A 10,503-nucleotide genomic window follows, 5' to 3' on the forward strand; every position below is an offset into this window, starting at 1 on the left:
CGTGTCTGTTGTAGACGACAAGCGGCTATCTGACCTGCCGTTTGATCTGTCGTCGAGGGGTCAATGGAAACTCGACAAGTCGTTCTGAAACGACCTCTAATACTCCAGCCGCACTTCGTTAGCTGAGGCTGTCTTCGTCGTCGATAGTGGCTTTCGCGGGCTCGGTGTTGGTGGCGACGTCGCCAGGTCGACCAGGCCCAGCACGGCGCCTGGGTGGGAATGTGGATCAGAGGTGCCAGGAGACGTCGGATCTCGGCGAGGGTGGAGCGGGATGAGCCCGTGATCAGGTCTTTTGGGGCGATCGCCGCGTGTGACCGAGAGGTAGGCGTGGGCGAGAATAGCCAGGGTGACGTGGCGGTACCAGGCGTCGTAACGCCGCACTTGATAGTGGTCGAGCCCGACCTCGTTCTTCGCGGTCTGGAAGCACTCCTCGATCGCCCACCGCGTGCCGGCGACGCGGATGAGGTCGTCGTCGGTGGTGCCGGGCGGGCCGGCGCACAGGTAGTAGGCCAGATCGGGCTCCTCGCCGGCGGAGAGCTGTGTGTCGGTGAGGATCTGACGTCGGACCAGTAGCCATCGGCCCCATCCGGCCGGGGCGTTCTCGGGCGGATACAGCGAGGCCACGGCCCAGTCGTAGAAGCGTTCTCCCTTCACACCCGGACCGGCTGAGCGGCGCTTCCACGCCCGTCCGGGAGCGCGGGCGACCAGGTCGTCGGCCCGTCGTGAGCCGCTGATCTGACAGATGTCGGCGTCCAGGGACAACGGGACGGACTGGCTGCGCGGAACCGCGACGACGTAGCCGATCCGGCGCTGCTCGCACCAGGTGCGGAACTTGTAGTCCTGCCCGTATGCCTCGTCCGCGGTCACCCATCCTGCGGGAACCCCGGCATCGAGGGCACGGCCGAGCATTTCCTTGGCCAGCGTGGCCTTGGTGGCGAACTCGATCTCCTCAGGCACCGCCGCGGCTCGGCAGCGTTCCCGATCACCGGTCCAGGACTTGGGCAGGTAGAGCTCGCGGTCGATCAACGTCCGGCCCTTGCTCGTGGCATAGGCACAGAAGACTCCGAGCTGGCAGTTCTCCACCCGCCCGGCAGTGCCCGAGTACTGGCGCTGCACCCCCGCCGACTTCGTCCCCTTCTTCAGGAACCCGGTCTCATCGACGATCAGCACCCCACCGGACTCGCCGAGGTGCTCGACGACGTAATCCCGCAGGTCATCACGGACACCGTCGACATCCCAGGTCGCGGAGTTGAGCAGCCGCTGCATCCCATCCGGAGTCGTGTCACCGGCGACCTCGGCCAGCGTCCACCCGTTCTTCCCCGCCAACGGCGCCAACAACCCCCGCACATACGCCCGCGCCCGACGCCGCGGTTCCGTCCGGAAGAACCGGCCCGCCACCAGCCCGAACAGCCCATCCAGGCCACCGGCCCACGCCTCGAGATCCTCCTCCACCTGCACAAGATCGAAGCTTAGCGCACATCAACATCACAAACTGCGGCTGGAGTACTAAGCCGAACGGGTAGCGCTAGCCTGATCGTGTGGCTATGGCTCTCATCACCGGCGGCGGCTCGGGTCTCGGCGCGGCACTGGCCGACCGACTGGCCGCGCGCGGACACGACCTCCTGTTCGTCACCCGCGACCCCGACCGGGTGGCCGATCCCGCCCGGGCGCTGTCCGTCCGGTACGGCGTCCGGGCCGACGTCCTGGTCGCCGACCTCGGTACCCGGCACGGCCTGTTCCGCCTGGAGGCCTACCTCACCGGCCCCGAGGCGCCCGCCGTGGACGTCCTGGTCCACGATGCGTTGTCCGAGGCACCCGGCATCGCCTCGGTCGCGCCCGAGGAGCAGCAGGCCCGGATCGGTCTCGGCGTGACGGCGACGATGCGCCTCACCCACGCCGCCCTCCCCGGCATGCTGCGCCGCCGCGCCGGCGGGATCGTCGCCCTCGGCGGGTCCTGCGCCCCGGCCGACGGACCCGCGACCGAGTGGGCGGTCTCCTTCGTCTCCGCGCTGGCCCCGACCGTGCTGGCCGGCGGGGTGCGGGTCGTCGCCGTCCGCGCCGACGACCGGGCGTACTGGGGCGCGGCGGCGGCCGAGGCCGTCCTGGCCGACCTCGACGCCGGCGTCGTCGTCAGCGAGCCGCAGGCCGAGCCGCGCCGCCCGATGGCGGGCCGGCGTGCGGTCTCGGCCGGGGTCCGTGCCGCCCGCCGCGGCGTGGAGCTGCTCGCGGACGCGACCTGGACGCCGCCCGCACCGGTGGCCGCTCCGGTGACGGCGCCCGTCGCGCCGGCCACCGTGGTCGGCTCCGTTCCGCAGCCCTCACCCGGGGAGCTGCTGGGCGGCGCGACCGGACGGACCGCGGTCCGGCTGCCCGACCTGCCGTCGCGCCCGGGAGCGGGCCGCGCGGTCTCCGCGGCCACCGACTGCGGCCGGCACTGGGCGGCCGGGTCGACGCGGACCGCGCAGCAGCGCGCCCGTGCCGCCGCCGCGGCCCGCGACCGCTCGCGCAGCCACCAGGACTCCGCGCACACCACGGCGACGGTCACCAGCTCCTGACCGACCGCGGGAGCGGCGCGGGATGATGTCCCGGTGACGACCACCGGGACCCCGCCGCTGCCGAAGGCCGAGCTGCACCTGCACATCGAGGGCACGCTCGAACCCGAGACCGTGTTCGAGCTGGCCCGCCGGCACGACGTCGAGCTGCCGCACGCCTCGGTGGAGGACCTGCGGGCCGCCTACGACTTCGCCGACCTCCAGTCCTTCCTCGACGTCTACTACGCCAACATGGCCGTCCTGCGGACCCGCGACGACTTCGCCGAGCTCGCGTCGGCGTACCTGCGGACCTGCCCGGAGCAGGGCGTCCGGCACGTCGAGATGTTCTTCGACCCGCAGGCGCACACCGCTCGCGGCGTCCCGATCGGCGACGTCGTCGGGGGCCTCACCGACGCGATCGACCACCACGCGGGCGAGGTCTCCGCGGGCCTGATCCTGTGCTTCCTGCGCGACCGGTCGGCGGCCGAGGCCGAACAGACCCTGCGGGCGGCGGAGCCGTACCTGGACCGGATCGTCGGGGTCGGGCTCGACTCGGCCGAGGTCGGGCACCCGCCGTCGAAGTTCGTCTCCGTGTTCGACCGCGCCCGCGAGCTGGGGCTCAAGCCGGTCGCGCACGCCGGGGAGGAGGGGCCGGCCGGCTACGTCACCGAGGCGCTCGACGAGCTGGGGGTGCTGCGGGTCGACCACGGCATCCGCGCCATCGAGGACGACGCGCTGGTCGCCCGCCTGGTGCGTGAGCGCACCCCGCTGACGGTCTGCCCGCTGTCCAACGTCCGGCTGGCCTGCGTCCCCGGCATCGGGCTGCACCCGCTGCCGGAGATGCTCGCGGCCGGGCTGAACGTGTCGGTGCACTCCGACGACCCGGCCTACTTCGGCGGGTACGCCGACGCGAACTACGCCGCGGTCCGCGAGGGACTCGGCTTCACCGACGAGCAGCTCCGCACGCTGGCCACGAACTCGTTCACCTCGTCGTTCCTCGACGACGTGGCCACGGAGCGCCTGATCGGTGAGGTCGACGCCTGGGGCGCCGACCGCTAGGCCGTCGCGGCGAGCCGGACCGGGCGCAACGGATGCAGCGGGCGCCCGGCACCGGTCCGGCCCCGCTCGACGTCGAACGGCGACAGCCGGAACCGCCGGGTGCGCAGCTGGTACTCCGCGGTGTTCGCCGGCCACATGACGACGTTGACGCCCTCGTCGTTCTGGTAGTAGCTCGCGCAGCCGCCGGTCTCGTACACGGTGCGGGCCGAGCGGCGCCGGATCCGCCGGGTCCACCGCTCCTCGACGGAGGGGTTCACGTCGAGCGCGCGGATGCCCTCGGCCGCCATCCGGCACACGGCGTCGGCGACGTAGCGCGCCTGCGCCTCGGAGAACAGCAGTGTCGAGCTGGCCCCGCTGGTGGCGTTCGGGCCCTGCATGAGGAACAGGTTGGGGAAGCCGGGGTAGCTCATTCCCAGGTAGGCACGCGGGTAGGCGCCCCAGTGGTCGTGCAGCGAGCGACCGTGCGCGTCGTGGATGCGGCGCGCGATCGGTGCGGTCGCCCCCACCTCGAACCCGGTGGTCAGCACGATCGCGTCGACCTCCGCGCGGCTGCCGTCGCCGGAGACGACGGTCCGCCCCTCGACCCGGGCGAGCCCGCCGGTGTGCAGCGTCGTGTTCGGCGCGCTCACCGCGGGCAGGTAGTCGTTCGAGACCAGCGGCCGTTTGCAGGCGTAGTCGAAGTCGGGGGTCAGCCGGGCCCGCAGGCGCGGGTCGGGGGTCTGCGCCGCGAGGTGCCTGCGGCCGACGCGGGTGAGCGCCTCGCGCAGCAGCCGTGAGCGCCGGGTGGCGGCGAGCAGCTCGGCACCCACGTAGATGACGTCGAACTGCATCCGGCACAGCAGGGGGTTCGCCGCCAGGGCACGACGGGTGCGCTCGCCGACCGGACGCTCGGGCTTGGGCAGGATCCAGGCCGGGGTGCGCTGCAGGACGTGCAGCTCGGCGACGCGCGGCTGCAGCTCGGGCACCAGCTGCACCGCCGTCGCCCCCGTCCCGACGACCGCGACGCGCGAACCGGCGAGGTGTGCGTCGTGGTCCCAGCGGGCGGAGTGGAACACCGGCCCGGGGAAGTCGGCGAGACCCTCGACGTCGGGCAGCTTCGGGTCGGCGACCAGCCCGGCCGCGCTGACCAGCACGTCCGCGGTGAACTCCCCGGACGGCGTCGTGATCCGCCAGCGGGCGCCGACGGGGTCCCAGCGCGCGGAGAGCACGTCGGCGTCGAAACGGACGTGGTCGAGCAGCCCGGTCGAGCGGGCCAGCCGCCGTGCGTAGTCCTGCACCTCGTGGCCGGGCGCGTAGAGGTCGCTCCAGTCCGGGTTGGTCATGGCGCGCAGCTGGTAGAGCGGCGAGGGCGTGTCGACCCCGACGCCGGGGTAGGTGTTGTCGCGCCACACCCCGCCGACGTCGTCGGCCCGCTCCAGCAGGACGAAGTCGTGCACACCCCGCCGCAGCAGGGCCAGGCCCACGGCGAGTCCGGTGAAACCCGCCCCGACGACGGCGACCCTGGAGTGACGGGGCGACGGGCCGCTCGGCGCGTCGGAGGCGCCGGGGGAAGCGGGATCGACCGGCCGCTGGATCGGCAGCGCCTCGGACGTCATGGGCTCGACGGTAAAGGCTTCGTGATGCAGCGGCACGCGAGAGCGGCCCGTCTCACGAGGTCGCCGCACACCCCTGTCGCACGGGTCACACCCGACGCGTCGGTGACCGTCGCGCCTGCGCCGGTCGGGTGCGGACGCACTACGCTCCCCGGGTGCCCTCCGTCATGATCACGGGCGCGTCGTCGGGGATCGGGGCCGCGTTCGCCGATCGGCTCGCCGCCGACGGCCGCGACCTCGTGCTGGTGGCGCGCGACGCCGACCGTCTCCAGGCCGCCGCCCAGCGTTACCGCGACCTCGGGGTGGCGGTCGAGGTGCTGCCGGCCGACCTGTCGGAGCCGGACCAGCGGGCCCGGGTCGTGCGCCGCCTCGCCGATCCCGACGTCGCGCCGGTCGACCTGCTCGTCAACAACGCCGGGCTCGCGCTGGGCTCCTCGTTCCTGGACCTCGACGCGGCCGACCTGGCCCGCCAGCTGCAGGTCAACGTGGCCGCCGTGCTGGAGCTGACCCGGGCCGCGCTGCCCGGGATGGTGGACCGCGGCACCGGCGCGGTGCTGAACGTGGCCAGCGTGGCGGGCTTCCTGGCCGGGCGCGGGTCCACCTATCCGGCCGACAAGGCCTGGGTCATCTCCTTCACCGAGGGTGTCGCCGCGTCGCTGCAGGGCACCGGCGTGCGCGCGATGGTGCTGTGCCCCGGCTACGTGCGCACCGAGTTCCACGAGCGGGCCGGCATCGACGTCGGCGCCCGTCGCGGCCCGCTGTGGCTGGAGGCCTCGCAGGTCGTCGACGAGGCGCTCGCCGACCTCGCCCGGGGCCGGGTCGTCTCGGTGCCCTCCACGCAGTACAAGGCGATCGTGGGGGTGACCGGGGTGCTGCCCCGCGGCCTCCTGCGACGCATCACGGCGACGTTCGACAGGGATCGCACATGAGCTCCGCACACACCGACCGCTCCCGGCTCGCCGCGCTGGTCCGGGAGATCGCCGTCGTCCACGAGCGGGTCACGCTCTCCTCCGGGGCGGAGGCCGACTACTACATCGACCTGCGCCGCGTCACGCTGCACCACGAGGCGTCGCCGCTGATCGGACGGCTGCTCCGCGAGCTCACCGCGGACTGGACCTACCGGTCGGTCGGCGGGCTGACGCTGGGCGCGGACCCGGTCGCGACGGCGGTGCTGCACGCGGCGGCGGCCGAGCCGGACACCGACCCGGTGGACGCCTTCGTCGTCCGCAAGGAGACGAAGAAGCACGGCATGCAGCGGCTCATCGAGGGCCCGGACATCACCGGTCGTCCGGTGCTCGTCGTCGAGGACACCTCCACCACCGGCGGGTCGGTCCTGACCGCGGTCCGTTCGGTGCTGGAGGCCGGCGCCGACGTGGTCGGCGTGTGCACCGTCGTCGACCGCGACACCGGCGCCCGGCAGGCCGTCGAGGCCGAGGGCGTGCCCTACCGCGCGCTGCTGGGGTTGGCCGACCTGCAGCTGGGATGAGCGACCCCGGGCCCAGCGAGTGGTCGGTCCCCGGGCAGGTCGGGGTCGGCCCGTGGGCCGGCTCGTGGCCGCGGGGCGACCACTGGGACCCGGAGCTGCTGGAGCAGGGGGACCGGCGCAACGTCGTCGACCGCTACCGCTACTGGCGCCGCGAGGCGGTCGCGGCGGATCTGGAGCGCCGCGCGCACCCGTTCCACGTGGCGATCGAGAATCTCGGCCACGACCACAACATCGGCACGGTGGTCCGCACGGCGAACGCGTTCGGCGTCGCCGGTGTGCACATCGTCGGGCGGCGCCGGTGGAACCGTCGCGGCGCGATGGTCACCGACCGCTATCTGCGACTGCACCACCACGCCGACGCCGGCGGGCTGGTCGCGTTCGCGCAGGAGCACGACCTGGCCGTGGTCGCAGTGGACAACGTGCCGGGCGCGGCCCGGCTGGAGCGGACGTCGCTGCCGCGGGACTGCGTCCTCGTGTTCGGCGCCGAGGGCCCCGGCCTGTCACCGGAGCTGCGTGAGGCCGCCGACCTGGCGGTGTCGATCGCCCAGTTCGGCTCGACGCGGTCGGTCAACGCCGGTGTGGCCTCCGGGATCGTGATGCACGCGTGGATCCGGGAGCACGCGGACCTGTCCGACGCCTGGTGATCAGCACGTTTCCGCCCCGGACGGGGCGGAAACGTGCTGATCGATGCTCAGTTGCCGTGCCGGGGCGGCATGGCGGGGCGGCCGGTGGTGTGGCGGTAGGGCGGCTCCGCACCGTTCTGCGGGCCGGGACCGTGCGGCGGCACTGCGCCACCGCGCTGTGGTGCGGCCCCGCCGTGCTGCGGGGCACGACCGGACTGCGGAACGTACGGGGCCTGCCCGCCCCGGGGGTGCCCGGCCTGCGGCGCCGGGCCGTTCCCGACGGCCGGCATCTGCATGGTGGCGGCGGCCGGGTCGTCGTCGGCCGGGTGCCCGGCGACGGTGGCGGCGGCCGCACCGGTGGCGGCGCCGGCGACGCCGTCGACCGGGCCCGCGGGGCCCCCGCGCCTGGACGCGGCCCGCGCCCGGAGCACCTCGAACACGATCGGCAGCACCGAGACCAGCACGATCGCGATCAGGATGAGGTCGATGTGCTCGCGGACGAACGCGAACTGCCCCAGGAAGTAGCCCAGCACCGTCACCCCCGCCGCCCACGCGACCCCGCCGATCAGCGAGTACGTCAGGTAGCGCCGCGGGTCCATCCGCGCGACGCCCGCGCTGACGGTGATGAACGTCCGCACGATCGGCACGAAACGGCCCAGGACGATGGCCCGGTTGCCGTACTTCTCGAAGAACTCGTGGGTCTTCTCGACGTGCTGGGGGTTGAACAGCTTCGACTTCGGCTTGTCGAAGATCGCCGGGCCGGCGCGGTAGCCGATCCCGTAGCCGACGGCGTTGCCCGCGAACGCGGACACCACCAGGACCAGGCACACCAGCCACAGCGGTACGCCGATCGCGCCCTGGGCCACGAACAGGCCCGCGGTGAACAGCAGCGAGTCGCCCGGGAGGAAGAACCCGAGCAGCAGACCGCACTCCGCGAAGATGATCGCGGCGACGCCGACGAGGGCCCAGGGACCCAGGGACTCGATGATCACCGCCGGGTCGAGCCAGTCGGGACCGAGGGCGAGCGTCTGCGTCGCGGCGAGAACCGTCACGTCGAGAAACGGTACCGGCCGGGTGACGGGGACCTGCGCCGCCGTCGTCGCGACGGTGCGGTGAGCGGCTCAGCCGAGCGCGGGCAGCGCACCCGGCAGGAGCACCGACACCAGCGCGAGACCCCCGCCGAGCAGGGCGCCGAGCAGCAGCGCGATCACCGCGGCCCAGACGATCTGACCGGTCGCCGAGCGGACGGGGGCCGCCGGGGCCGGGGCCTGCGGCGGGCGGCGCTGCGGGGGCGGACCGGGGCGCGGGACGGGCGGGGGCAGCCGGCCGGGGACGCGCGGCGGCCCCGGGGGCGGACCGGCCGCGGGCCGCTGCGGCATCGGGCGCCCGCGGGCCTGGGCCTGCAGCGCCTCACCGATCCGTCGGGCGGCGTCGTCGTGGCCGGGCTGCGGCGGCTGCGGCCCGGTCATCGCAGCTCCCCCGGGCGCCGCACGGCCTCGGGCCCGGCGCGCTCGGCCATGATCCTGGCGACGGCGTCGAGCGCGCGGCTGGCGGTCGACTTCACCGTGCCGCGGCTCATCCCGGCGGCCTCGGAGATCTCGGACTCGGTCAGACCGCCGTAGTAGCGCAGGACGAGCACCTCGCGCTGGCGCGGCGGGAGCTGGCCCAGCGCGTCGACGACCGACTGGTGCTCGGCCGACAGCATGGCCAGCGACTCCGCCGAGCGGGCGTTCGCCGCGTGCGGCGGCACGTACTCGCGCGCCGTGCGCCGGCGCCGCAGGACCGAACGGGACCCGTTCACCACCGCGGCACGCAGGTAGGCGACGGCGGCCGTCTCGTCCCGCAGGCCGGTCCAGTGCCGGTGCAGACCGGTGAACGCCTCCTGGACCACGTCCTCCGCGGTGGCGGGGATGTCCACCAGCAGCATCGCCAGGCGCACCAGCCGCAGCCGGTGGTCGCGGTAGAGGTCGGCCAGCGTCAGTGGTGTCTCCGGGCCCTGCTGCGCCCCGGAACCGCCGGGTCCGTCGACCGGGTCCGCCGCGGGACCGGGGGCGAACGGATGCGGTCCGGTGCCGTCGGGCGCCGGACGGCTGTCGATGGCGCGCAACCGGCCCAGCGTCCGGTCGACGGCGTTCTCGGCGCGCTCCTCCTCCACGCGCACCACCCTAGCGACCACCCTCGACCGGGCTCACGGCATTACCCGGTGCAGCGGTCGGCGGAGCGGTCCGCGGTGAGACCAGGCCCATCCGAGACGGTGGCTCCCCATCCCCGTGGGTACGTGATACTCACCCGGAGACAAGGAGCGCTGCGCGGAGCAGCGACCGCCACGACGAGGAGGCAGCCCGTGCCCATCGCCACGCCCGAGATCTACAACCAGATGCTGGACAACGCCAAGAGCGGCGAGTTCGCCTACCCGGCGATCAACGTGACGAGCACCGAGACCCTCAACGCGGCGCTGCGCGGCTTCGCCGAGGCCGGCTCCGACGGCATCGTGCAGGTCTCGACCGGTGGCGCGGAGTTCCTGTCCGGAACCCGGGTCAAGGACATGGTCACCGGCTCGGTCGGCCTCGCCGAGTTCGCGCACGTCGTCGCGGACAAGTACCCGGTGAACATCGCCCTGCACACCGACCACTGCCCGAAGGACAAGCTCGACGGCTTCGTCCGCCCGCTGATCGCGATCAGCCAGGAGCGGGTGGGCAAGGGGCGGAACCCGCTGTTCCAGTCGCACATGTGGGACGGCTCGGCGGTCGAGCTCGAGGAGAACCTCAAGATCGCCTCCGAGCTCCTCGACGAGGCGGCCAAGGCCAAGATCATCCTCGAGGTGGAGATCGGCGTCGTCGGTGGCGAGGAGGACGGTGTCGCCAACGACATCAACGACAAGCTCTACACCGCGCCGGGCGACTACGAGCGGACCGTCGAGGTCCTCGGCTCCGGTGAGAAGGGCCGTTACCTGCTGGCCGCGACCTTCGGCAACGTGCACGGCGTCTACAAGCCAGGCAACGTGAAGCTGCGTCCGGAGATCCTCAAGCAGGGTCAGGAGGTCGCCGTGCAGAAGCTGGGGCTCGACGCCGGCAGCAAGCCGTTCGACCTGGTCTTCCACGGCGGGTCCGGCTCGCTGCTCGAGGAGATCCACGAGGCGCTGGGCTACGGCGTCGTGAAGATGAACGTCGACACCGACACCCAGTACGCCTTCACCCGGCCGATCGTGTCGC

General features: G+C 73.4%; 10 protein-coding genes and 1 pseudogene. 6 read left to right on the top strand and 5 right to left on the bottom strand.

What is annotated here, in order from left to right; genetic code table 11:
- Nucleotides 1-96: 96 nt before the first annotated feature.
- Entirely contained in the window at nucleotides 97-1,452 is a 1,356-nt protein-coding gene (locus KPF47_RS33715; protein ID WP_224392773.1) for an IS701 family transposase, read from the bottom strand.
- Nucleotides 1,453-1,544: 92 nt separating this feature from the next.
- On the opposite strand from KPF47_RS33715, the gene KPF47_RS33720 reads away from it, so the two are divergent.
- On the top strand, nucleotides 1,545-2,555 hold the full coding sequence (locus KPF47_RS33720) for an SDR family NAD(P)-dependent oxidoreductase (protein WP_224387603.1): 1,011 nt from the start codon (nucleotides 1,545-1,547) through the stop codon (nucleotides 2,553-2,555).
- A 33-nt stretch (nucleotides 2,556-2,588) separates the two neighbouring features.
- Nucleotides 2,589-3,590, top strand: a complete 1,002-nt coding sequence (locus KPF47_RS33725; protein WP_224387604.1) for an adenosine deaminase — start codon at nucleotides 2,589-2,591, stop codon at nucleotides 3,588-3,590.
- Here the strand turns inward: KPF47_RS33725 and KPF47_RS33730 are convergent.
- Entirely contained in the window at nucleotides 3,587-5,185 is a 1,599-nt protein-coding gene (locus KPF47_RS33730; protein WP_224387605.1) for an NAD(P)/FAD-dependent oxidoreductase, read from the bottom strand. The two genes, KPF47_RS33725 and KPF47_RS33730, sit on opposite strands and share 4 nt — an antisense overlap.
- A 152-nt stretch (nucleotides 5,186-5,337) precedes the next feature.
- On the opposite strand from KPF47_RS33730, the gene KPF47_RS33735 reads away from it, so the two are divergent.
- The 3 genes from KPF47_RS33735 to KPF47_RS33745 are packed head-to-tail and all read left to right on the top strand — an operon-like array spanning nucleotide 5,338 to nucleotide 7,312.
- A complete protein-coding gene (locus KPF47_RS33735; RefSeq protein ID WP_224387606.1) occupies nucleotides 5,338-6,111 on the top strand; it encodes an SDR family oxidoreductase in 774 nt (257 codons plus the stop codon).
- Nucleotides 6,108-6,668: an orotate phosphoribosyltransferase gene (gene pyrE, locus KPF47_RS33740; RefSeq protein ID WP_224387607.1), complete on the top strand. Its 561-nt coding sequence runs from the start codon at nucleotides 6,108-6,110 to the stop codon at nucleotides 6,666-6,668. The genes KPF47_RS33735 and pyrE overlap by 4 nt, the downstream gene beginning before the upstream one ends.
- A complete protein-coding gene (locus KPF47_RS33745; protein WP_224387608.1) occupies nucleotides 6,665-7,312 on the top strand; it encodes an RNA methyltransferase in 648 nt (215 codons plus the stop codon). Before pyrE ends, KPF47_RS33745 begins: the two co-directional genes overlap by 4 nt.
- 380 nt (nucleotides 7,313-7,692) lie before the next feature.
- Here the strand turns inward: KPF47_RS33745 and KPF47_RS40625 are convergent.
- The 3 genes and pseudogenes from KPF47_RS40625 to KPF47_RS33760 all read right to left on the bottom strand — a co-directional run.
- A pseudogene (locus KPF47_RS40625) lies at nucleotides 7,693-8,343 on the bottom strand (DedA family protein); the annotation flags it as partial.
- A 69-nt stretch (nucleotides 8,344-8,412) separates the two neighbouring features.
- The gene (locus KPF47_RS33755; RefSeq protein WP_224387609.1) at nucleotides 8,413-8,760 is read right to left on the bottom strand and encodes a hypothetical protein; all 348 of its coding nucleotides are present in this window, start codon (nucleotides 8,758-8,760) and stop codon (nucleotides 8,413-8,415) included.
- Nucleotides 8,757-9,446 (bottom strand): RNA polymerase sigma factor, encoded by a 690-nt coding sequence (locus KPF47_RS33760; RefSeq protein WP_224387610.1) that lies wholly within the window; start codon nucleotides 9,444-9,446, stop codon nucleotides 8,757-8,759. The genes KPF47_RS33755 and KPF47_RS33760 overlap by 4 nt, the downstream gene beginning before the upstream one ends.
- Nucleotides 9,447-9,635: 189 nt before the next feature.
- On the opposite strand from KPF47_RS33760, the gene fbaA reads away from it, so the two are divergent.
- The coding region (gene fbaA, locus KPF47_RS33765) for a class II fructose-bisphosphate aldolase (protein WP_224392772.1) at nucleotides 9,636-10,503 on the top strand (868 nt) is incomplete at its 3' end.

The sequence above is a fragment of the Pseudonocardia sp. ICBG1293 genome, assembly GCF_020131355.1.
Lineage (GTDB): Bacteria > Actinomycetota > Actinomycetes > Mycobacteriales > Pseudonocardiaceae > Pseudonocardia.

Coding starts and splice junctions, on each gene's coding strand:
- KPF47_RS33720 (WP_224387603.1), top strand. CDS start 1,545: ATGGCTCTCATCACCGGCGGCGGCTCGGGTCTCGGCGCGGCACTGGCC.
- KPF47_RS33730 (WP_224387605.1), bottom strand. CDS start 5,185: ATGACGTCCGAGGCGCTGCCGATCCAGCGGCCGGTCGATCCCGCTTCC.
- pyrE (WP_224387607.1), top strand. CDS start 6,108: ATGAGCTCCGCACACACCGACCGCTCCCGGCTCGCCGCGCTGGTCCGG.
- KPF47_RS33745 (WP_224387608.1), top strand. CDS start 6,665: ATGAGCGACCCCGGGCCCAGCGAGTGGTCGGTCCCCGGGCAGGTCGGG.
- KPF47_RS33755 (WP_224387609.1), bottom strand. CDS start 8,760: ATGACCGGGCCGCAGCCGCCGCAGCCCGGCCACGACGACGCCGCCCGA.